This is a genomic window from Xanthomonas cannabis pv. cannabis, assembly GCF_000802365.1.
In the GTDB taxonomy this organism is placed as follows: Bacteria; Pseudomonadota; Gammaproteobacteria; order Xanthomonadales; family Xanthomonadaceae; genus Xanthomonas; species Xanthomonas cannabis.
In genome coordinates this window covers 1-23,293 of sequence record NZ_JSZE01000055.1, presented here as the reverse complement: position 1 = coordinate 23,293, position 23,293 = coordinate 1, and the positions used below count along the sequence as shown (strand labels likewise).

Genomic DNA, 23,293 nt, shown 5'->3' with positions numbered 1-23,293 from the left:
TGTCCGCGACGTTTCACCGACATGACATGTGCAAGCGCGATCACATGCGCACTGTGGCGACGCCCTGGCTGGCTGCGGCACACTGTGCCTCTTTCCTGCCTGTCGCCGCCCATGAAAATCGTCGAAGTCCGCCACCCCCTCGTCCAGCACAAAATCGGCCTGTTGCGCGATGCCGCCCTGAGCACCAAGGGCTTTCGCGAACTGGTCACCGAGCTGGGCACCCTGCTGGCTTACGAGGCCACGGCGAACCTGGACACCGAATCGCATGTGCAACAGGGCTGGGCCGGCCCGGTGAACGTGCAGCGCATCGCCGGGGCCAAGATCACCCTGGTGCCGATCCTGCGCGCGGGCCTGGGCATGCTGCCCGGTGTGCTGGCCCTGATCCCGGCGGCACGCGTCAGCGTGGTCGGCCTGCAGCGCGACGAAGAAACCCTGCAGCCGGTGCCCTACTTCGAACGCCTCACCGGCCGCCTGGAAGAGCGCGAGGCACTGATCCTGGACCCGATGCTGGCCACCGGCGGCACCCTGATCGCCACCATCGACATGCTCAAGCGCGCCGGTGCGCGCCGCATCAAGGGCATCTTCCTGGTCGCCGCACCGGAAGGCCTAAAGGCCCTGGAAGCAGCGCATCCGGACGTGGAGGTCTACACCGCCGCCATCGATGACCACCTCAACGAAAAGGGTTACATCCTGCCCGGCCTGGGCGATGCGGGCGACCGGATCTTTGGCACGCGGGTGGAGTGAACGGCGCTGGCTTGAGGCCCCTCTCCCCTCGGGAGAGGGGTTGGGGTGAGGGTACGGTGCGTCAGTGTTCCTGCCGACGCCGCACCCTCATCCGGCGCTACGCGCCAGCTTCTCCCGAGTGGAGAAGGAACAGCTGCAGTGTGCGATCGCTACGAGGGTGCCGGCACCACTTCGAAAACCGCACGTCCTACCGCGTCGATGCCTCAATCGCCGCACTCACATACACCAGCGGCGCGTTCCAGTTGATGGCCACCTCGTTGGTCGCGTAACTGCAGGTGTCATCCAGATACGACAGCGCCGGCAACGTGGACGGATAGGCCACCTTGCAGTCTTTGGCGTCCTGATGGCCCGGCTGCGGGCCGCCGGCCAGCCAGCCCGGCACCGGCGCGGCGATGCCGTCCGCTTCGGAAGGGCGATGGTGGATATGCATTGGCGTGCGCTGCCCGACCCCGGTGACAAACGACAGGCCCAGCGGATTACGGCCCAGGATGTAATCCAGGTGCGACTGCGCGGCATCCAGATACGTGCGCTGCCGGGTCAGGCCATAGCCTTGCAACAACATCATCGCGCGGTTGAGCACCGCGGCATTGCTGCCCCAGACGAAATCCTCGTCGTTCATCGCCAGCCGCCACGGCGATGCCTGCCACGCATCGGCCAGCTGCTGCGCCAGGCCGGTGATTTCGCGCGTGATGCGGGCACGGTCGGCATGCGCGGTCAGCGTGTCGCGGTGCGCGGCCAGCGACATCCAGGCCAGTCCGCCCACGCTGCCCCAATTCGGCACGCTGGCCGGCACGTTGCGCGCCAGCATCGCATCGTAGAACTTGTCCTCGCCGGTGGTCACGTACAGCTCCGCTGCTGCCCAGGCAAATTCGTCGTCCACCTGCGCGTCGTCGTAGCCACCGGTACGCACATCGTCGGGCTGGCGATAGATCACATCCGGATGCTGCTGCGCCCACGTCCACGCGGCCCGCGCGGCCTTCAACATGCGTGCCGACATGCCCGGATACTGTTTATCGAAGGGTGCATACACGCGGCTGGCCGCGGCCATCGCCGCGGCAAAGTCCAGCGTGGCGGCTGCGGCCTTCATCACCACATAGCGTTGCTGCTTGGCCTGGTCCGGCATCACCAACCCGTCGAACTGCTTGTCGGTGAGCTTGTGGTAGACGCCGCCATCGGCCGGGTCCTGCATGGCCAGCATCCATTCCAGGTTCCACAAGGTCTCCTGCAGGATGCCCGGCACGCCGTGCGCGTCGTCCGGAATGGTCAGGGGCTTTGCCTTGAACAGCGCCGGATAATGTTCGTAGGCCGCCAGCAACGTGTAGGTGCTGATGCCGGAATTGACGATGTACTTGTTGTAGTCGCCAGCGTCGTACCAGCCCTTGGGCGCACTGATCACGCTGTCGGCCGGGCGCGTGGCCGAGGCCGCGGACGGATGGATGCGCACCTGCGTATCCGGATGCCCGGCCGCACGCGCATAGCGCCCGGCAAACTGCGCCGGCAGCGCGGTACTGGCGCGGTTGAAATAGAACGCCTTCAGCGAGGCATCGACCAACGGCTGGTAGGCGTGCGCATCGATGGGGAACGGATCCGATGCCGGCAGCCCGTCGACCTTCAACCGGTAGCTGCCGGCCGCACGCAGGCCGGAAAAATCCGCCACCCGCGCCTGCTGCCCGGCTGGCGTCCACAGCGCTGGCGGTTGCAAGGTGCCTTGCAGCACCTTGCGGCCGTGTGCATCTTCGACGGTAAAGCGGTCCGAGCCGATCGCCGCACCCTGTGGTAGCGCGACAACCGCCAGTTTGGTCGAGCCAGGCAGGTACCCGAGCTGGTTGACGCGAATGAGGCCCGGAGCGGCATCGGCTTCCTGCTGCGCAGAGCAACCTGCAGAAGCGAGCATGAGGACAGTGGTCAGCACAACGTGGCGAATAGTCATGCCTCAATGGTGACGGCGGTGCATCGCGACCACAAGCCCGGACTGCACTCGCAACCAGCCCGAACGGTCAGCAGCCGGCCCTGCGCCAAGCACGCTATCACCAGCGCCAGGTTCGGAACCCTTGCACGGACCAGCACTGAGGTAGCGGTACGTGCGGCCGGTCGTGCGTTTCCAGCCCGCGCTTGCGAATTGCCGCCACCTTCATCGCACCTCGTCGGCGATTCCACCGCATCGGTGCGATCGCTCGTGCACGCCACTGACCCCGACGCGATCACTGGTCGTTTCCCAGCGAAGACACGGTGATTGCCATCGTTTCGACCAATTTTTTCCGATGTCGCGGATCTACCCTGGCGGCGCCGTGACGAACGGCATCACCGCACCCTTGCGCGGCAGTTATCGATACCCGCATCCGCACGCGGGCACCGCACATGTCGCATCGCGCCTTTCTCTTTCAAGGACCGCCCATGACCATCCAACCGATCACCCACTGCTCCCATGCTGTCCATCTGCATGCACGCCCAGCCGGACCGCGTTCGCACGCACGCGCATGGCGCGTGTTTGCCGTCCTGCTGTCGATGAGTTTGCTGGCCGTGAGCCAGAGTGCGCTGGCGACACAGCAATGGAATGCCAATGCCAATCAGGCCATCAACAACTGGATCTCGGGCATGTACGCCAACATCGGCGGGCCGCTGCAGACGATCCTCCGGCAATGTCAGCTTGCACCGCAAGCCACGTGCGAGGTCACGATCCAGGCCAATGGGGGCGTCCATACCAGCGCAACCGACGACACGCAGCACTTCACGCTGCGCTTCGCTGGCAACCCCGCACCGTTTGGCGCATGTCACATCTATCCGCTCAACCCAGGCAGCCCAGGCGACAAGCGCCTGCAGGGCGCCACCTGCTACGACGCCCAACACAACGGAACCTACTTCAAACTCAATTGACAACGAGGAGTTAGAGCCTATCTCCAGGCTCTGACGCCGCCACCTCGTCCTTGCAAACGGCGGCGCAGGGTGGGCCCGCCCACCCTGCGCCGTTGCGCCGGCCGTCAACGGCCGCGTATCTGCGTTGCGGCGCACGTACGGCGAAACTGCGCGCTCACTGCCCTGGCGTCGCCAGCTGCACCTGCGCCTTGCCCACCGGATTACGTGGGTCGCTGCCGCCGCTGAGCACGTTGCGGCGCTTGTCCCATTCCACGGTCTGCAGGTTGCCCCACACGTGGCTGGAACCGCGGCCGCCCTCGGCGGTGTCGCCGGGCAGTTTGAGGGCGTGGCCCATCGCTTCCAGGCCCTTGGCGGTCTGCGGCGAGAAGGCATCGGTTTCGGCGTCGATGACGTCCGGCAGCCACTGGTGGTGATACCGCGGTAGCGCGCTCACTGCCTGTGCATCCAGGCCTGCGTCGTAACCGAGGATGCCGAGCAGCACCATGGTGATGATGCGGCTACCGCCCGGCGTACCCAGCACGATGGCCTGGTCGGCCGACTCCATGAACGTGGGCGTCATTGAGCTGAGCATGCGCTTGCCCGGCTTGGGCGCGTTGGCTGCATAGCCCATCACGCCAAACGCATTCGGCGTGCCCGGCTTGAGCGCGAAGTCGTCCATTTCGTTGTTGAGCAGCACGCCGGTGCCCTTGGGGATCAGGCCCGAGCCGTACAGCAGGTTGACGGTCTGGGTGGCACCCACGCGGTTGCCTTCGCCATCGATGATGGAAAAGTGCGTGGTCTCGTCGTCTTCCAACGGGGTGGGATTGCCCGACAGCAGATCGCTGGGCGTGGCCTTGTCCGGATTGATCGTGGCGCGCAGGCCTTGCGCATAGTCCTTGCTGGTCAGCACGCGCTGCGGCACCTCCACGAAGTCCGGGTCGCCCAGGAAGAAGGTACGGTCGCGGTAGGCGCGGCGCATCGACTCCACCACCAGATGGGTGCGGTGCACGTCATCGAGTTTGTTCAGGTCCCAGCCTTCCAGAATCTGCAGCATGGCTGCCAGCGCGATGCCACCGGAGGACGGCGGCGGTGCGGTGGTGATTTTCCAGCCGCGGTAATCGAACTGGATCGGCGTGCGCTCCTTGACCCGATACCCGGCCAGCTCGGCGGCCTTCCACTGACCACCGGCCTGCTTCACGCCGGCCAGCAGCTTCTTGGCGGTCTCGCCTTTGTAGAAGCCGTCGAAGCCCTTGTCGCCGAGCAGCTGCAGCGTATGGGCCAGCTCCGGCTGCTTGAAGATCTCGCCTTCGGCAATGGGTTTGCCGCCGCGCAGATACACCTGCCGCGTGCCGGGGTAGCGCTCCATCACTTCGCGCCGCGAGGCATAGCCTTTGGCCATGCGCGCGTACACCGGGAAACCTTCGGTCGCGATGCGGATCGATGGCGCCAGCGACTGCTTCAGCGGCAGCCGGCCGTGCTTGGCAGCCAGTTCCACCAGCGCCGCCGGCAGCCCAGGAATACCGGCCGACCACGCGCCGTTGACCGAGCGGTCACGGTCCAGCTCGCCTTTCTTGTCGAGGAACTGCGCTTCGGTGGCCGACGCGGGCGCGGTTTCGCGCGCGTCCAGCATCACGTCCTTGCCGGTCTTGGCGTCGTGCAGCAGGAAGAAACCACCGCCACCCAGCCCCGAGCTGATCGGCTCGACCACCGCCAGCGTGGACGACACCGCAACCGCGGCATCGAATGCATTGCCGCCCTCGCGCAGGATCTGCAGGCCGGCATCGGTGGCCAGCGCATGGCCGCTGGCGATCGCCGCGCCAGGCGGATGCGCGGCAACCGGTGCGGTGCCGGCCGCTGCCGACTTGGCGCCGTCGGCAGACCACACAGGCGGTGCCAGCACCAAGGCCAGCAACAACAGGCCGCGCAGGGAGAAGCGTGGGGAGAAAGTGCTCACGGGGCGGGAGGCTCCTGTTCGTACAGTTCGGGATGATCGCGCTGCAACTGCATCAGCTTGGCCAGCAATTGATCATGGGTTTCCGGAATGTCCGGATCCGGGTCGATGCATTCGACCGGGCACACCACCACGCATTGCGCTTCGTCGAAATGGCCCACGCACTCGGTGCAGCGTGCCGGGTCGATGACGTAGATGGTCTCGCCCATCGAGATGGCCTGATTCGGGCACGCCGGCTCGCAGACGTCGCAGTTGACGCAGAGCTCGTTGATTTTCAGCGACATATCGACACCACCATGCAATGCGGGGCAGCGCGATTCAACTGCAGGCGCTGGAACGCAACGTACTGCTGCAGGCAGGCGCACATGGCGCGGATGATGACCACCTGGACAGCGCCTTGCGCGCTGTCGGACACCGGCCTGACACGGCCGGCGCCGGTGACGTGCGGAGTCAGCATGTTGCTGACTCCACACACGGCGGCCGGGTGCGCCCTCCCGCGCATCCGGCCTGGTACGGCATTACTTGGCTTCAACGAAGGTGTATTCCACGCCCTTGGGCTGGACGATAGTCTGCACGCGGGCATTTTCGGCAGCGTCGCCGATGAACAGCACGCGCACGCCCTTCATCGAATCCGGCTGCACGTCCTTGAACGCGGCGTCGATCAGGTCGGCCATCTTGGTGGACGCGGACGAGCCGAAGGCCAGCATGTTGCCTGGCTGCACGCCACGTGCCAGCGCGGTCTTGACGCTTTCCAGCTGACGCTCGTAGCTGCCGGCGAACTCGGCATCGGACTCCGGCGGCAAGTAGTACAGGAACGGGCTGTTGGTGATGGCGCCCAAGTTCTGGCCGACCACTTCCTGCAGGTACTTCTTCCAGCCGGCGTTGTCGTCCTTGGCCGGTGCCTTCAGCGGCGCCGGTGCGGCAGCGGCGGTCGGCGCCGGCTCTTCCTTCTTGCAGGCGGTGACCGCCAGTGCGGCGATCGAAGCGAGCGCCAGAGCGCGCATGGTGTGTTTCATGAAACTCCTCCCTTTGAAATGCATGTGGTGATGTAACTGCAAAAGCTCAGGCCTGCGCGCGGGATTCGCGCACCTGCCGCAACGCCTCGACGACCGAGGCCGGAACAAAGCCGGACACATCCCCGCCCAGACGCGCAATCTCGCGCACCAGCGATGAGGAAATGAAGCTGTATTGCTCGGCCGGGGTCAGGAACAGGGTTTCCACCTCCGGGATCAGATGGCGGTTCATGCTGGCCATCTGGAATTCGTATTCGAAGTCGGACACCGCACGCAGGCCGCGCAGCAGCACGCCGGCGCCCATGTCGCGCACGAAATGCGCCAGCAGGGTGTCGAACCCGCGCACCTCCACGTTGGCATGCGCGGCCAGGGCTTCCTGCGCCAGCGCCACGCGTTTTTCCAGCGGCAGTGCCGGGCCCTTGGACGGGCTATAGGCAACCCCCACCACCACGCGTTCGAACAGCGGCGCGGCGCGGTTCACCAGGTCGATGTGGCCATTGGTGATCGGGTCGAAGGTACCGGGATAGACGGCGGTGCGGCTGTTGGCCACGCTCATACGGAAACTACCGGGGTCGGATCGCTCTTCAGTGTAGCAGCGGCCCGGCGGTACAGCGCATAGCGCACCTCCCGGGTGCCGCCCTCGCGGTGCAGGTGCCAGCCGGAAGGCAGCGGGGGCACGCCGTCGGCGGGCGCTTCCAGATACAGCCAGGCCTCGGCGGCCAGATGCCGGGGCAAGCGGTCCAGCACGCCGGGCCACAGCCCGGCGGCGAACGGTGGGTCGACGAACACGATGTCGGCCTGGGCCGGCGGGGCGCGCTCCAGCCAGCGCAGCGCGTCGTCCTGCAGCACCTGCACCTGGCCGGCGGCATCCAGCTTGCTCACATGCTCGCGTAGCCGCTGCGCCAGGCCGGGGTCGCGCTCGATCAGGGTGGCATGCGCGGCGCCGCGCGAGACCGACTCCAGCCCCAGCGCGCCGGAGCCGGCGAACAGGTCCAGCACGCGCGCACCAGGCAGGCGCGGCATCAGCCAGTTGAACACCGTCTCGCGGACGCGGTCGCTGCTAGGGCGCAGGCCCGGCAGGTCGGGCACCGCCAGTCGCGTATTGCGCCAGCGCCCACCCACGATGCGCACCTGGCCGTCCGCGCCGCGCGGCGCCGGCCGCGCCGGTCGGCTCATCGCCGCGCGCCCGGCGTGGGCAGGCAATGGCGGCGTAGCGAGGGCACGAGTGGCGGCATGGGTCGGGGCGCGGTCAATGGCCGTCCATGATACCGCTGTGGCTGCCGTTCCCGCCCCGCCCTGCCCGCCGATGCACCACACATTCGGGCACGCCCGCCTTGAAAAAATCCGCCGACGGCCTCATCCCCCAGGCCATCGGCCGCGGTGCGGCCTGGACCACCATGGAGCACGACCCCAATGACCGTTGATACCGACAAGCAGACGCTGGGCTTCCAGACCGAGGTCAAGCAGCTGCTGCAGCTGATGATCCATTCGTTGTACTCGAACAAGGAAATCTTCCTGCGCGAGCTGGTCTCCAATGCCGCCGACGCCGCCGACAAGCTGCGCTTCGAAGCCTTGGTCAAGCCCGAGTTGCTGGAAGGCGGCAGCGAGCTGCGCATCCGCGTCGACTACGACAAGGACGCCCGCACCGTCACCATCGACGACAACGGCATCGGCATGAGCCGCGAGGATGCGGTGTCGCACCTGGGCACGATTGCAAAGTCCGGCACCGCTGATTTCCTCAAGCACCTGAGCGGCGACCAGAAGAAGGACGCCAATCTGATCGGCCAGTTCGGCGTGGGTTTCTATAGCGCCTTCATCGTCGCCGACCAGGTGGACGTGTACTCGCGCCGCGCCGGCCTGCCTGCCAACGAAGGCGTGCATTGGTCCTCGCGTGGCGAAGGCGAATTCGAAATCGCCAGCATCGACAAGCCCGAGCGCGGCACCCGCATCGTGCTGCACCTGAAGGACGGCGAAGACGGCTTTGCCGACGGCTGGACGCTGCGCGGCATCCTCAAGAAGTATTCCGACCACATCGGCCTGCCGATCGAGATGCGCAAGGAGCACCACGGCGACCAGGCCGACGCGCCGGCCGAGCCGGAGTGGGAAGCGGTCAACCGCGCCAGTGCGCTGTGGACGCGGCCCAAGTCCGAGATCAAGGACGAGGAGTACCAGGAGTTCTACAAGCACGTCGCGCACGATGCCGGCAACCCGCTGGCGTGGAGCCACAACAAGGTCGAAGGCAAGCTGGAATACACCTCGCTGCTGTTCGTGCCCGGCCGCGCCCCGTTCGACCTGTACCACCGCGATTCGGCCAAGGGCCTGAAGCTGTACGTGCAGCGCGTTTTCATCATGGACCAGGCCGAGCAGTTCCTGCCGCTGTACCTGCGTTTCATCAAGGGCGTGGTGGATTCGTCGGACCTGTCGCTCAATGTGTCGCGCGAGATCCTGCAGTCCGGCCCGGTGGTGGACTCGATGAAGTCCGCATTGACCAAGCGCTCGCTGGACATGCTGGAGAAGCTGGCCAAGGACAAGCCGGACGACTACGCGACGTTCTGGCGCAACTTCGGCCAGGCATTGAAGGAAGGCCCGGCCGAAGATTATGCAAACCGCGAAAAGATCGCCGGCCTACTGCGCTTCTCCTCCACGCACGACACCACCGGCGCGCAGAGCGTGGGCCTGGCCGATTACGTGAGTCGTTTGGCCGAGGGCCAGGACAAGCTGTACTACCTCACCGGCGAGAGCTACGCGCAGATCAAGGACAGCCCGCACCTGGAAGTGTTCCGCAAGAAGGGCATCGAAGTGCTGCTGCTCACCGACCGCATCGACGAATGGCTGATGAGCTACCTCACCGAATTCGACGGCAAGTCGTTCGTGGACGTGGCACGCGGCGACCTGGACCTGGGCAAGCTGGATTCGGAAGAAGACAAGAAGGCGCAGGAAGAAGTCGCCAAATCCAAGGAAGGCCTGGCCTCGCGCATCAAGGCCGCCCTGGGCGAGGACGTAGCCGAAGTACGCGTCTCGCACCGCCTGACCGACTCCCCGGCCATCCTGGCCATCGGCCAGGGCGACCTGGGCCTGCAGATGCGTCAGCTGCTGGAAGCCAGCGGCCAGGCCGTGCCGGAGTCCAAGCCGGTGTTCGAATTCAACCCGGCCCACCCGCTGATCGAGAAACTCGATGCGGAACAGGACATGGACCGGTTTGGCGATTTGAGCCGGGTGTTGTTCGACCAGGCTGCGTTGGCGGCAGGCGATAGCCTCAAGGACCCGGCCGGCTATGTGCGGCGTTTGAATAAGCTGCTGTTGGAGCTGTCGGCGTAAGCGGCAGCTGCACTGGGTGTCATCCAAAGACCGGCCTGCGCGCCGGTCTTTTTTTTGCACATGTTGGCAGGCACTCGACATCGCGTCCCTACCGCATGCCATCGACGCTGGCCAACCGCCAGAATAGGTGGCATTGCGATCTGTACTCGACCAGGCGGTCGCGGCGCAGCGAGACTGCGGCCAACTTGCTCATCGCAGAGCGCTGTGGATCGTCAACAAAATTCCAGCTTGCGCTTGCGAGGCTATCGCTGGAGCAGTTGCGACGTGCTGTTGGTTGCCGGTTGCAGACCGTTACGCATCGAGGCGAGTTGGTGGTGACTGTTGCAGAGGATTCCGTGGCTAGGCGGTGAGGTTATGCGGTGCGATGGATTGTCTGGGGGGGCTTGGCCTGCGTACCCTCACCCCAACCCCTCTCCCGGGGGAGACGGGCTTCCTCCCTGCGATGGTTGCTTATGATTCCTTGCTGGTTGTGCGCTTGCGGTGTGTCATCTCCGCGTGACGCAGCGCGCAGGTAACCGCAGCAATACGGTGGTCTGTGCCTTGATCACGCCGACTCCAGCACCCAACACCCAAACGCCGGCCCGGCCGAATAACCGGTTTCCGGTTCAATGCGGATCTGCAGGGTGGCGCGACCTGCTACCGCTGTGGGTAAGGCATAGTCCACGTCGACGAAATCCAGGCCGCGGTTGCCGTCGAGGCGTTCGTTGGCGATGAGTTCGCCGTCGGCGAGGATGCGGAAGCGGCGCCGGGTTTCGTCGCCCCAGTAGCGCAGGCGCAGGATGCGGGCCTGTGCGGTGTTGCGCACGGTAAAGGCGATGAAGCCGCCGGTGCGGGCGTCGCGGCCGGCGCGGCGCCGGTAGCTGAGTGCGTAGGAGCTTCCGCTGGTGAGCGCGTGGGCTTTTTCGGAGGTGTCATCGCCAAGCGCAACGTGGTCGAGCGCGCGCGTATCCAGGGCTGTTTGCCGTTGCGCGCTAGCGGCCCGTTCGGCCTGGCGTTGCTGCCAGGCGGTGGCGTCGCGGTGTTCCAGGTACACCGCGCTGCGACGATCGAACTGGGCGTAGAACGGCGAGAAATGCCAATGCTCGGCGCCGTCGGCATATGCGTAGTGGCCGTGTGCCGGCAGTGGCTGCAGGCGTTGCAGCACCTCATCGCCGCCCACCAGCGCGGGGGTCTTGGTGCTCCAGGGCTTTGCGGCGTCGCCAAGGTCGGCGGCGAGTACCAGCGGGCCGCGCATGAGCGCCACCCACGCCGGGTCGTCCGCTGTGGGTTCCAGGCGCAGCGGCATGTCCAGCTGCAGGGACACGTTGTCGCCAGCCTTCCACACCCGGGTGATGCGCAGGTAGCCGTCCACCGGTTGCAGGGTCTGCAGCTCACCGTTGATCTGCAGCGTGGGCCCACTGGACCAGCCGGGCACGCGCAAGGCCAGCGTGCGTGCCTCCGCTGGCGCGGCGTCGATGCGCAATGCGACCTGGCCTTGTTCGGGCAGCGTGCTGTGCAAGGTCAATGCGAAGCCGGCGGCATCGCGCACGGTGGAGGGCACATACAGATTGACGTACACGCCCTGCCCGTCTTCCCAGTAGATCGAGTCGCCGAACTGCGCGTGCGCCTCCATGCCGCTGCCGACGCAACACCAGAAATCGTCGAACGGGGACGACCAGGCGCGCGCTTCGCCGGCCAGCAGCGGTGTCATGTAGGTGAACATGCCGGTGCGCGGGTGCTGCTGCGCCATCACGTGGTTGAGCAAGGTGCGTTCGTAGTAATCGAAGAATGCCGCCTGCGGCCCCCATTGATACAGATGCCGGGTGAGCTTGAGCATGTTGTAGCTGGCGCAATGCTCGCAGGTCTGCTCGGTGAGGAATTTCGAGATACTGTCCGGCTGCTGGAAATATTCGCGGTCGCCGTTGCCGCCGATCACATAGGTGTGGTGGTCGGTGACGGTGTGCCAGAAGAAGCGCGCTGCGGCGCCGGATGCGGCATCGCCGGTCACTTCGTACTCGCGTGCCAGGCCGATCAGTTTGGGGATGTTGGTATTGGAATGCTGGTGCACCAATTCGTCGCGCTGGGCGATGAGTGGGTCGAGCACGGGGTGGTGATGCAGGCGCTGCGCCAGCGCCAGCCATTGCGCGTCGCCGGTTTGCACATGCAGTTCGACGAACGACTCGTTGAGGCCGCCGAATTCGCACGACAGTACTTTTTGCAGCTGCGCATCGTCCAGTGCAGAGAAAATGCCTTGCAGATACCCTGCCAAGTCCACCGCGACCTGCAGCGCTTGCGCGTTGTCGCAATGCGCATGCACGTCGAGCAGCCCGGCGAACAATTTGTGCCAGGTGTATAGCGGCGCCCAGCTACCGTTGAGATAGAACGGCGCCGGGTCGATCTTGCCGCGCTTGAGTTCGTCGAAGACCGCACGCCCGCTTTCGATCTGCCCTGCCGCGTTCTTGCGGGTGAAGCCGGCCACATAGCCATCGCCGGCATGCGCCTGGCAGCGGGCCAGTTCGCTGACGATGTAGGCCGCGCGCGTGCGGCATTGCGCATCGCCGGTTTGGGCATGCATCAGCGCCAGTGCGCTGAGGTAGTGGCCGAGCGTGTGCCCGGCGATGGTGTCCGCTTCCCAGCCGCCATAGGCCGGCGCCTTGGGATCGAGGCCGGCGTATAGCACGAAGTTGTGCAGCAGGCGGTCCGGCTGCAGGCGCATCAGGTAACGGCGATTGGTATTGAGCGCATCCAGGAACAACGACGGCGTGAGCCTGACCTGGGCCAGTGGCACTGCGCGTACGCTGCCCGGTTGCGCAGCGCTGGCCTGGGCCGGGAACCGCAGGAAGCCAGCGGCAACCGCCAGACTGCTCCAGGCCAGAAAACGCCGCCGCGACACATTCAGTGCGTGGGCGTCGGTCGATTCAGTCGCAAGCATCTCCGTCATGGGCTCAGCTTAGCTCCTGTCGGCACGCGCGGACTGCGCGCGCCATTGCAACAAAGGCCTGTGCAGCCGCGCAACTACTTGCGCTGCACAGGTGTGCCGCACGCGACCGATTAGCCCCGGACACATCCCATAGCGACGACACCGCCGCACTCAAAACTTCACCGTTGCGCGCGCCCAGTAGAACCGACCCAGCAAATCGTAGGTCGCCACGTCGGTGTTCGCATTACCCACGTTGTTGGAGTAATACAGCGGCGGCTGCTTGTTGGCGATGTTGTCCACGCCCACTTCAAAGCGCGTGTGCCACGGCTCCACGTTGTAGCCAAGCTGCAGGTTGTTGTAGACGTAGGCGCCAATGTTGCGCACCACGGTCGGCTCGCTGGAGTCGGCCGACAGGCTCTGGTCCGGATCCGAATTGCCGATGGCGGTGTGCCCCACATAGCGGATGCGCCAGGTGGCGCTCCAGTCGTCCAGTGCCCAGCTCAGCGTGCCCAGTGCGCGCCAGCGCGGGAAGTTGCCGTAGGCCTGGGTGTAGCGGCCCACGTTGTGGATGGTGACCGAGCTGGGGTCGGTGGTGTCGGGCAGCACGTCGTAACGGGTGAGGTAGGTGCCGTTGAGGCCGGCAGTGACATTGCCCCACGCAGTTGTCGGCAAGCGATAGGTCAGGTTGAAGTCCATGCCCTTGGCCCAGAGCTTGCCCAGGTTGACGGTGGGCTCGGCGATGTAATTGATGGTGCCATTGCCGTTGCGATGGATCAACGGGCAGAACGCGCTGGCCGGATTGGCAAAGCATTGATTGAGCACCGTCTGCGCCGACACCGTGGTGATGGTGTCTTCCAGGTCGATGCGCCACCAGTCCGCGCTCAGCGACAGGCCGTCGATCCAGTGCGGGTCGTACACGAACCCCACATCGTACGACTTGCCGGTTTCCGGCTTGAGCTGGTAGCCCGCCACCGCCGCACCAGACACCTTGCCCGACACCTGCCCGTCCGATTGCTGGTAGCTGCCATCGGTGGGCACGTTGGCGCAGGCTACGCTGTTGCCACCGGTGTAGCTATTGCAGGGGTCGTTGACGGTCGCCGCATCGCCGGCCACGCCGGCATACAGCTCGTTGATGTTGGGCGCGCGAAACACCTGTGAGACGGTACCGCGTAGCAGCAGGTTTTCGATCGGGCGGTATTCCAGCGACAGCTTGCTGTTGGTCTTGCTGCCCACCGAGCTGTAGTCGGAAAAGCGCGTGCCCACGGTGATGTTCAACGCGTTGATGCCGGGCAGATCCTTGAGCAGCGGGAACAGCGCTTCGGCATAGGCTTCCTTGACATCGAAACTGCCGCTCAAGGTGGACGAGCAGAACTCGATCACCCCGCACAGGCCGTTTTCATCGCCGGTCCACAGCGGGTCCGAGGCCGTGGTGGAGCGCTCCTTGCGGTACGAAATGCCGGCCGCCAGGCTGGCCGCTCCGGCAGGCAGGTCGAACAGGGTGCCGTTGGCATTGGCCTCGAACTGCTTGACCGTGTACACGCTGGTGACGATGGGATTGACCACCATGCCCCGCAAAGTGGCCAGGTTGGAGCTGTCGTTGAGGTTGAAGAAATTCAGCGGCGTGCAGCCGGCAATCGCTGCGCCGGCGCTGCCGCACCTGACCACACCATCGCTGTCCAGGAACGACGGGCCGATGGCCTGATTGAACGCGGCATAGTCGAGAAAGCCGTTGTTGATCGACTTCTGCTTGACCTTGCCGTAGTTCAAGGTGGCATCCCATTGCCAGGAGCTGTCGCCGAAGCGGCCGCGCAGGCCGGGGCTGATCTGGAAGTTGTAGGTGTCGTATTGGTAGCTGCGATTGCCCAGCACTGTGGCGCGCGTGTTGAGGTCGTTGTAGGAGGTGCCGGTGGTGCGGTCGGTGCCGAAGTTCACGCCGAACGGGTTGTAGTAGCTCTGCGCCGACACCAGGATGTTGTCGCCGTTGGAGAAGATCGGAATCGGCGCGATGATCGAGGCCGATTCGGTTTTGCTGAACCAGGTATTGACGTAGCCCTCGACGCTGTCGCTGAAGCGATAGGTGCCCAGCAGGAAGGCATTGGTGCGCTTTTGCGGCGTTTGCAGCAGGTTGAACGGCTGGTAGTTGTAGGAGTCTGCGCTGGCGTTGTAGCAATGGAAATCGCCCGGGCCGGCGCGCCCGCTGACGCCGCTGTTGAGGGTGACGCGCCCGCAGCCATTGGACTGGGCGAGCAGCAGCGATTGCTCCGAACCATCGTTGAAGTTGACCGTGCCGGTGGGCGTGGCGGACGAGCCCTGCTTCACCGGTTGGCCATTGGTCAAGGCGAGCGCGTCCCTGGAGTAATCGCGCGCCGCTGCCGACACCGGGTCGATGTTGTGATACGACAAACCGCCGATCAGGCTGCCGCGCTCCCAGGTCTTGCCGGTGGTCAGTGCGAAGTTGCGGCGGTTGCCATCGCCTTCGCTGCTGGTGCCGAAGTCGCTGCTGAACTGCACGCCATCGAAGCGCGTGCGCAGGATGAAATTGACCACGCCACCGATCGCATCGGAGCCGTACACCGCAGACGCACCGTCGCTGAGCACTTCGATCCGCTCGATCATGCTGGACGGAATGGCGTTGACGTCGTTGTAGGCCAGCCGGATGCCGTTGACCAGCACCAGGGTGCGTTTGTCGCCCAGGCCGCGCAGCGAAATGGCGGATGCACCGGTGCCGCCGCCGTTATTGGTGTACGGGTTGGTGGCGTTGCCGGCGATGGAGGGCAGCTCCTGCAACAGATCGCCGACGGTCGCCTTGCCGGTGGCGGCGATCTGTTCCTGGCTGACGGTGACGACCGGGTTGGCGGTCTCGGTATCCACGCGGCGCAGGCGCGAGCCGGTGACCACCACGCTATCCAGGGTCTGCGTCGCATCGCCAGCGGTCGCCTGCTGTGCAGACACCGGCGCGACCGCACCTGCCGACAACGCCAGCAGCAACGCGGTGGTGAGCATGCTCGGCAATGGCCGCACGGTGGCGCAGCAGGTGCGAGAGAGAGGCAACGGCAACATCGGCATGCAAGGCTCCTGAGTCGTACAGCAGGCGAACGATGGGCAACACACGCCCGTGCCGGCGTACAGCGGCGCAGGTCGAGGTGATTGGCAGACGCATGACGCAGCGAAACCGCTGCTCACGCCGTATTGCAGACACGCGGACAACCTGCGGCACAGGCGATCGAAAGATCGCGCTGCAACGCGTGTTGCCAGGAAGAATTTGATTCCGTACTGAAGGCGCCCATGCGCTTCAGTTTCATCAGCTGGTCACAATGTGCCTGTGCGCACGCGTCACGTCTTGTCGCATTTGGCGACAGCGCGTGCGGAAAACAGCATGGTTCGCAAGTGAACCATCGTGCGCCGTTGGCGCGAACGCGCTTCAGTCCGCAATCGCACGCACATTGATGTGCAGTGATTGCCGGGGTTGCAAACGTGCGAGAGGCCATTGCAACGGGGCAAGGACCGGCAAGATGGCCGCTAGCGCTGGATGCTGATGCAGCACGCGACGGTTGAGGTACGACGAGGTACACGCGTGTCCTCGTGAAGAGCGGGCCAGGAGCCACTAGTACTCACGGTGCAGCACCGGCAGCGCCGGCACCGGCACCGGGGGCATGCTTCGCTTTGACGGCCACACCCTTCCATTCCTGCAAGGCGTGCGCGGCATCATGGCTGCTGGCACACCGGCGAGGCGCACCGATTGCAGCGCCTGTGGTCGGGCATATCGGGAAGGTCAGCAGTTGTGCCAATTGCGCAATGCTGCACGGCCCGGCGGCGCAGCACCGCCGGGCTGGCGCGCGGTGCCGTGCCTCAGCCGTACCACGCCTTCACCCTGACCGTTGCCGCGCCTGCGGGCAGCGCCACGCGGTCAGCATGCGGACCTTGCAGGCGCGCCGGTGTCTCGTCGATGAGCACGCGCTGCAGGCGCGTGCCCGCTGGTGCACGCAGGGTCAGCCAGGTGCGTTTGGGTGCACGCACGGGTAACTGCACCTCTGCATCGATACGCCGCGCGGCCACGTCGGTCTGCAGGCTCAGCGTGACCGTGCCCCAGCGCGTGGGCGCCGCGGTGATGCCGACGTGTGCACCACTGCCCAGCCACGCACGTGGCAGCGCGCGGGCAAGGAACAGCTGCTCGCCCGCGCTGTCGTCGCTGACCAGCATCCAGCGCAGCAGCAGCGGAATGGTCATCTGCGCCGGCATGCAGAACAACGGCATGCCACCGGTGATGCCACTGACCTCGCCTGCCGTCCAGCTGCCGCGCGTGTGCACCTGGTAGCGGTGGGCGTAGACGAACAGCAGGTACTCCTCGATGCGATCCAGCCGCAGCAGCTGCTGGGCATAGCCGTAGGAGATGAAGCCGAGCAGATCGCGGCTGCCCGGTTCCGGCGGCGCGATATTGGCCACTACCCCGATGCTGGTACCGCCATGGCCGCGCAGGCAATCGACCACCAGGTTGGCCAGATCGTCCGGCAGTACGTCGGCCTGCAGCAGCTCGGCATAGGCACGATGCGGCCATTGCTGTTCGCTGGGTTTTTCCTGCAGCAGCGATTGGCGGAAGGTCAGTGTGGTGCCGGGCAACGGGCCCACATACCGTGGCGAGAGGTTGCGGCGCACGTTGGCACGCAGGCTGGCTTCCAGGCGCGCGCGCAGTTGCCTGGCGCGGCGCTGCCACTGCGTTGCCTGGCCAACATCGCCGCCGAGCGTCCTCCACACCTGCGCGATGTCTTCCCAACCCCGGATCGTCAGCGCGCTGTTGGCGTAATACGGCTTCCACCACAATGATGGATCGGGAAACAGGCAGGCATCGGATTCGTTCCAGCCATGCAGCAGGCCATGCCCGTGCGCGCTGCGCGGCAATGCCAGTGCCTGGTCGTGGAGATCGCATAGCACCTGTGCGGTGGCGGCAATCTTGGGCAACACGCGCCGCAGCCGTGGCGCATCGCCGGTGTAACGCAGGTAGCGCGCCAGCAGCGACAAGGTCAGCCCGAACTGGCCGACCTCGGGCCCACGCATGTTCGGCAAGCCATCGTCCTGCACGAAATCGTCGAAGTAGTTATCGAGCACCGCCGCCGCCTGCGCGAAGCGGCCCCACTCCAGGTTGGCGTAGAACGAACTGGTAAACGTGTCCTGGAAGCCATCGTATTCGTTGCCGTAATAGTCGCGCTCCACCGCACCGTACTTGGGGTAATCGCCACCCGGGCGCACCACCAGCTCGCGCGCGAACGCGAACTGCGCCATGTCGTTCCAGCTGCTATCGGGCAGTTGCGCTTGCACGGTACCGTCCAGCGCCTGCTGCCAGTACGCGGCGAAATCGATCAGTGCCGCGTAGAACTGTTCGGCAGTGGCGGCGCTACGCGATGGCGCAAATTCGGGGTAACTGTGCGTGTAATGCACCGCCACGATTTCGCCGCCCCGCACCTGCATCGTGCGGTGCCAGGTCTGCACCACGAAGCGATCAGTGGCGCGCACATCGGCAAACACCAGCACGTCGTACCAGGCATCGGGCTCGCCGTCGCGGCGCATGACCTTGCGCACCGCCGGCATCCAGCCACCCAGCATGCCTTCTTCGCGGCGCTTGATCAGCGCTTCCTCGCCCAGCTCGGTGAAGGCATGTTCCGGACGCGAGGTGCGGCTGCGGCCGTTGGGCAGGATCGGCATGGTGTCCAGGCTTTCGCGCGTGCCGACGAAGGTGGTCCACGGCCAGCGGCCGCCGTTGTCCTTGGGGTCGAGCAAGGACGCCGGCGGCGGCGCCACATCGCGCACCTGTGCCTCGTCCGGGTCGCCATCGCGCAGCAGGCGGTCGGCGAGCAGATCGGCCTCGGCCATCGCCACCTCGGCCAGCGGCATGCCGAAGTAGGGCTTGCCCTCTGCCGGATAGGCCGGCTCGGTGCGTTTGTCCAGGCGCAGCATGCCGCTGTCGGTCCACAGCGTCAGCGCACCCTGTGGGTCGTCGAGATGCTCGTAGATGGTCCAGTCCTGCCGCAGATGCCGAACACTGCAGAGCTTGCTGCCCACGTGCGCTGCCGAGGGCAGCGGCTCCAGCCGCGGCGGTGCCGACGGAGGGGGCAACGAAGCAGCCGAGGGGACGGCCTGCGCCGCCAGCGCTGCGCCGGTGCCGAGTGCCGCGGTTGCGGCCACGCCCTGCCGCAGAAAGCTTCTCCGATCCATCGTCGCGCCCTTGAGTGATCAACCCGCATCGTGCGCGCGCCGCCCCTCGGCGTCTTGTGGCACAGGTCGGGTGCGCGTGCGGAACTCTGCACACCGCCCGATGCACGGCAGGGCTGCGCAGGCGCTTGCCGATGCAGGGCGTGGCAGTGCGCACAGGACGATGGCGCTGTCTCAGGATCTGAGGCGCTGCTGCAGCACGCTGGCCTGGCTGCAACGTTGCACGCCCCGTTTGCCAGTGGCGCCACCGAAGGGCGTCCCGCTTCGCCTGCCGATCGAGCACGTGCGCCGGCAAGGCGCTACGCAGACGGTGCATGCGCTTTACTGTCACGCGGATGGCGGTGCAGGCAGGCTGGGGCGTGGTTGCGCCCGGCGGCAGCCGACCTCCACCACCGGCCTGCCGCACGCAACGCCCCCTCCCGATCGAGAGCCATCCTGCATGCATACCATCCTCCCCGGCAGTGAACGCCAACCCGTGGCCTCCACGCTCCAGGCAGGGCCACCGCCGGGGGATGAGCGCCTGCGCGTGCTGCTGGTGCTGCGCATGCCGGCGCTCAACGCCGCCGCCGAGGTCTTGCTGCAGCTGCAGGCAGGAACCCTGCCGGTGGCATTCTCGCGTGAGGAATTCAGTGCGCGCTTTGCGGCCAGCCAGGCCGATCTGCAGGCGGTTGCGCAGTTCGCGGCCAGCTACGGGCTCAGGGTGGAGCGCGCGCATGCCGACAGCGGCAACGTCATCCTGGAGGGCAGCGTGCAGCAGTGCGAAGCCGCTTTCCAGGTGAGCCTGCGTGAGTACGTGGACGGTATAATGCGGTATCGCGGCCGCACCGGCCCGGTATCGATCCCGCAGACGCTCGACGGCATCGTCACCGGCGTGCTGGGGCTGGATGCGCGCCCGCAGGCGCAGACACTCCCCGCTGCACCCACGCCCGCGCCCACACAAGCGGCGCCCCAGGCACCCACGCCACCGGTCGCATCGGCCGAAGGCGACGCGCCGATCATGCAGTACACGCCGCCGCAACTGGCCCAGCTCTACGGCTTTCCCGAGCACGACGGGCACGGGCAGTGCATCGGCATCATCGTGCTGGGCGGCGGTTACACGCGTGCACAGATGCAGACCTACTTCGCGCAGCTGCGCCTGCCCATGCCCACCCTGGTGGATGTGGTGCTGCCGGGCGCCGACAATGTCGCCGGGACCGGCACCGATGATGCCGATGTCGAAGCGCAGATGGATATCCAGATCGCCGGTGCCATCGCGCCGGGTGCCAAGCTGGTGGTGTATTTCGCGCCCAATACCGACAACGGGTTTCTCGAAGCGATCAATGCCGCCATCCACGATACCGAGCACGCGCCCGGCGTGATCGGCATCAGCTGGGGCTTCACCGAAGCGCAGTGGACGCTGCAATCGCGCCAGGCCTACGACTGCGCGTTTCAGGCAGCGGCGTTGCTGGGCATTACGGTGTGCATCGCCGCCGGCGACGATGGGGCCAGCGATGGGCAGCCTGGCTTGAACGTGTGCTTTCCGGCATCCAGCCCGTTCGTGCTGGCCTGCGGCGGCACCCGGCTGCAGGTCACGGCGGACAGCGCCGACGAGCAGGCGTGGGCCAACGGCGGCGGCGGACAAAGCAGGTTTTTCGCACGCCCGGCCTGGCAGAAAGATCTGCGCCTGACCGATGCGCAGCACCAATCTCGCCAACTGCGCATGCGCGGCGTTCCCGATGTGGCCGCCAACGCCGATGCGCAGACCGGTTACTACCTGTCGATCAACGGGCAGCCGGCGGTGATGGGCGGGACCAGTGCCGCCGCACCCCTATGGGCGGCCCTGCTGGCACGCATCTATGGTGCAAACGGAATGCAGCCCCACTTCGTGCTGCCGCGCCTGTACGGGCGACCGGATGCGTTCCGCGACATCGTTGCCGGCGACAACGCCGGCTTCCGTGCATCCGCCGGCTGGGATGCCAACACGGGATTGGGCGTGCCCGACGGCGCACGCCTGACCGACGCGCTGCGACCGGACCGAGAGCGCCGCGGGTGATACCGCGGGCGGCCATTACAGCGCACAGGGCCAGCACCAACGCCCGCGTCTAAGCGTGGTGACTGCCGCCGCAGTCGCCGCTCCCCTCTCGGCTCTCTGCAGGTTTGCCTGACGCAGTCGCAGACGCAGGCGACTTGCGCGCGGCGCGTACCACGCGGCCGATGTTTCGGCATCAGGCAGGTGCGTCGTGGTCTGTGCACGCTAACGCCCCCTGCCATTTGACCGCATGACTTTCCGGCCGGGCCCGACGCGTACTGCCTCGGGCACACTCACCGCACGTCCACTGCCGCGGCGTGCGCTTGCGGCAGCGCGGACATGCGCCTTCCACAAGGAACGTCATGCAGATTCCCTCCTATCCCAAAGCGGGCGGCGGCGACACAGCCGATGCACGTTCCGCTCCATCACCGGTTGTGCCCACTCGCTTGCGACGTCGCGTGCGGTGGTCGGCGGTGCTCATGCTTATCATGCCCTGCATCGCACAGGCACAGGTGGACCTGTCGCAACTGGATGCAGAGATGGCCGCGCCACGCACGCAGGTGCTGGTTCTTGGCAGCGTGCACCTGTCGCAGTTACCCAAGGGCAGCGATGCCTCTGCCGCGCGCCTGCAACCGTTGCTTGACCGGCTGGCGGCCTACAAGCCCACCATCATCACGACGGAGGATCTTTCGGGCGAAACCTGCGATTTGATGCGCAGACATCCCATGATCTATCTGCCGGAAGACACCACCACCTATTGTCCGGACACCACCGAGGCTGCGCGGGCCACTGGTCTGGATGTGCCAACCGCCATTGGCCAGGCGCGTACCGCTCTGAAGTCCTGGCCGGACGCACCGACCCCGGCACAACGTCGCCGGCTGGCGGCGTTGTTTCTGGCCGCGGGCGATCCCTCCTCTGCGCTCGTGCAATGGCTGCAGCTGGCGCACGCAGAGCAGCACGCCGGCGACGGACTGGATACCGTGCTGGTCGCACACTTGCGCAAGGCAGAGGACCACCCCAACGAGAGCAACCAGATCGCCGCGCGGCTGGCAGCACAGCTTGGTTTACAGCGTGTGTACCCGGCCGACGATCACACCGGCGACAACGTCGATCTGGGCGATCCGGCGGCCTACGGCAAGGCAATTCAAGCAGCCTGGGACAAGGCCGCGCCGCGAGCACGTGCCATGCGTGCGCATGAAGACACCCTGGCTGGCGAAGGCAGACTGCTGGAGCTCTACCGCGCGATCAATCTACCAGCCAGCCAGCAGTTGGCCATCGCGGTGGATTTTCGCGTCGCATTGAGCGAAAGCTCGACGCAGCACTATGGTTATCGCTACGTCTCCGGTTGGGAGATCCGCAACCTGCGCATGGTGTCCAATGTCCGCGCCAGCTTTGCCGACCAACCCGGTGCACGCGTGCTTGCAGTGGTCGGTGCCATGCACAAGCCCTGGTTCGATCAGTGGCTAGGCCAACTACAGGGCGTGGATATCGTGGACGCGGCGCAGGTGTTGGGCCGTGACGAGCGATGACGGCAATGAGTACCACGATTGCAGCATGACGCTTTTGGTCAACTGCACAGTGACGTCATTGCGTCTGAATTGCAGCAAATACCGCAGCGTCGAGGGTGTGTCCTCACCGCTCGTGGGACCGTGGGCGGCATGGATGCCGCGCCAGAGCTTACAAGGATGTACTTGCAGCGTGTCCCGCGATGGTGGGCGGGCAAGGGCTCTGCAGCACACGCAAGACGTCGAGGGCGCGGTGCCCTCACCGCTCGCGGGACACGCCGTAAACCCATCCATGGGGGCTCCGTGGCGGCATCCATGCCGCCAAGGGTCCCGCAATCGGTGAGGACACCGCACCAGACAGTTGGCTGGTGGTTCTACTGAAGAGCGAAGATACCGCGTCGCACGGTTTACTGGTTGCTCTGTTAAAAGCTCTGCACACCGACCAACGCGACTGGTCCTTGCCCGCTCACCGTCGCGGGACCCTTGGCGGCATGGATGCCGCCACGGAGCTTACATGGACGTACTTGCAGCGTGTCCTGCGATGGTGGGCGGGCAAGGGCCTTGCAGCAAAGGCGCAGATGATCCGCTCTCCGCCTGATCTGTCCGTCATGAGCAATCAGGTCGAGACGCCTGCACTGTGCGCACTGCGATCACTTGGCTGTCTTCACGTCTGGTCGAGGGCGCGGCGCCCTCACCGCTCGCGGGACACGCCGTAAATCCATCCATGGGGGCTCCTTGGCCGCATCAATGCCGCCAAGGGTCCCGCAATCGGTGAGGACACAGCACCAGATAGTTGGC

At 65.9% G+C, this 23,293-nt stretch carries 15 protein-coding genes; 5 read left to right on the top strand and 10 right to left on the bottom strand.

The window, feature by feature from the left end; translation table 11 throughout:
• Positions 1 to 111: 111 nt before the first annotated feature.
• Entirely contained in the window at positions 112 to 744 is a 633-nt protein-coding gene (gene upp, locus OZ10_RS11100; protein ID WP_039410779.1) for a uracil phosphoribosyltransferase, read from the top strand.
• Positions 745 to 931: 187 nt separating this feature from the next.
• Here the strand turns inward: upp and OZ10_RS11095 are convergent, their stop codons facing one another.
• The gene (locus OZ10_RS11095) at positions 932 to 2,674 is read right to left on the bottom strand and encodes a glycoside hydrolase family 9 protein (RefSeq protein ID WP_039564854.1); all 1,743 of its coding nucleotides are present in this window, start codon (positions 2,672 to 2,674) and stop codon (positions 932 to 934) included.
• A 554-nt stretch (positions 2,675 to 3,228) separates the two neighbouring features.
• Between OZ10_RS11095 and OZ10_RS11090 the strand changes: the two genes are divergently transcribed.
• On the top strand, positions 3,229 to 3,618 hold the full coding sequence (locus tag OZ10_RS11090) for a hypothetical protein (protein WP_139051316.1): 390 nt from the start codon (positions 3,229 to 3,231) through the stop codon (positions 3,616 to 3,618).
• 154 nt (positions 3,619 to 3,772) lie between these two features.
• Here the strand turns inward: OZ10_RS11090 and ggt are convergent, their stop codons facing one another.
• From ggt to rsmD, 6 genes are all read right to left on the bottom strand, one after another.
• Positions 3,773 to 5,551, bottom strand: a complete 1,779-nt coding sequence (gene ggt / locus OZ10_RS11085; protein ID WP_039564850.1) for a gamma-glutamyltransferase — start codon at positions 5,549 to 5,551, stop codon at positions 3,773 to 3,775.
• Entirely contained in the window at positions 5,548 to 5,832 is a 285-nt protein-coding gene (locus tag OZ10_RS11080) for a YfhL family 4Fe-4S dicluster ferredoxin (protein WP_029220241.1), read from the bottom strand. The genes ggt and OZ10_RS11080 overlap by 4 nt, the downstream gene beginning before the upstream one ends.
• Positions 5,823 to 6,005 (bottom strand): hypothetical protein, encoded by a 183-nt coding sequence (locus OZ10_RS11075; RefSeq protein WP_039410785.1) that lies wholly within the window; start codon positions 6,003 to 6,005, stop codon positions 5,823 to 5,825. Before OZ10_RS11075 ends, OZ10_RS11080 begins: the two co-directional genes overlap by 10 nt.
• A 61-nt stretch (positions 6,006 to 6,066) precedes the next feature.
• Positions 6,067 to 6,564: a hypothetical protein gene (locus tag OZ10_RS11070; RefSeq protein WP_039410767.1), complete on the bottom strand. Its 498-nt coding sequence runs from the start codon at positions 6,562 to 6,564 to the stop codon at positions 6,067 to 6,069.
• Between the two features lie 46 nt (positions 6,565 to 6,610).
• Complete coding sequence (gene coaD / locus OZ10_RS11065; RefSeq protein ID WP_039410764.1) at positions 6,611 to 7,117, bottom strand: pantetheine-phosphate adenylyltransferase; 507 nt, start codon at positions 7,115 to 7,117, stop codon at positions 6,611 to 6,613.
• Positions 7,114 to 7,737, bottom strand: coding sequence for a 16S rRNA (guanine(966)-N(2))-methyltransferase RsmD (gene rsmD, locus OZ10_RS11060; RefSeq protein ID WP_039410762.1), 624 nt, complete (start codon positions 7,735 to 7,737; stop codon positions 7,114 to 7,116). The genes coaD and rsmD overlap by 4 nt, the downstream gene beginning before the upstream one ends.
• Before the next feature lie 237 nt (positions 7,738 to 7,974).
• On the opposite strand from rsmD, the gene htpG reads away from it, so the two are divergent.
• The gene (htpG, locus tag OZ10_RS11055) at positions 7,975 to 9,879 is read left to right on the top strand and encodes a molecular chaperone HtpG (RefSeq protein ID WP_039410759.1); all 1,905 of its coding nucleotides are present in this window, start codon (positions 7,975 to 7,977) and stop codon (positions 9,877 to 9,879) included.
• A gap of 544 nt (positions 9,880 to 10,423) precedes the next feature.
• Here the strand turns inward: htpG and OZ10_RS11050 are convergent.
• The 3 genes from OZ10_RS11050 to OZ10_RS11040 form a co-directional block, all read right to left on the bottom strand.
• The gene (locus OZ10_RS11050; RefSeq protein WP_039564849.1) at positions 10,424 to 12,799 is read right to left on the bottom strand and encodes a glycoside hydrolase family 127 protein; all 2,376 of its coding nucleotides are present in this window, start codon (positions 12,797 to 12,799) and stop codon (positions 10,424 to 10,426) included.
• Positions 12,800 to 12,949: 150 nt separating this feature from the next.
• Entirely contained in the window at positions 12,950 to 15,844 is a 2,895-nt protein-coding gene (locus OZ10_RS11045) for a TonB-dependent receptor (RefSeq protein WP_039410755.1), read from the bottom strand.
• Positions 15,845 to 16,627: 783 nt separating this feature from the next.
• Positions 16,628 to 18,985: a hypothetical protein gene (locus OZ10_RS11040; protein WP_039410753.1), complete on the bottom strand. Its 2,358-nt coding sequence runs from the start codon at positions 18,983 to 18,985 to the stop codon at positions 16,628 to 16,630.
• A 436-nt stretch (positions 18,986 to 19,421) separates the two neighbouring features.
• Between OZ10_RS11040 and OZ10_RS11035 the strand changes: the two genes are divergently transcribed.
• On the top strand, positions 19,422 to 21,014 hold the full coding sequence (locus OZ10_RS11035) for a S53 family peptidase (protein WP_039410751.1): 1,593 nt from the start codon (positions 19,422 to 19,424) through the stop codon (positions 21,012 to 21,014).
• A 455-nt stretch (positions 21,015 to 21,469) separates the two neighbouring features.
• A complete protein-coding gene (locus tag OZ10_RS11030) occupies positions 21,470 to 22,519 on the top strand; it encodes a DUF5694 domain-containing protein (RefSeq protein ID WP_039564847.1) in 1,050 nt (349 codons plus the stop codon).
• Positions 22,520 to 23,293: the final 774 nt, after the last annotated feature.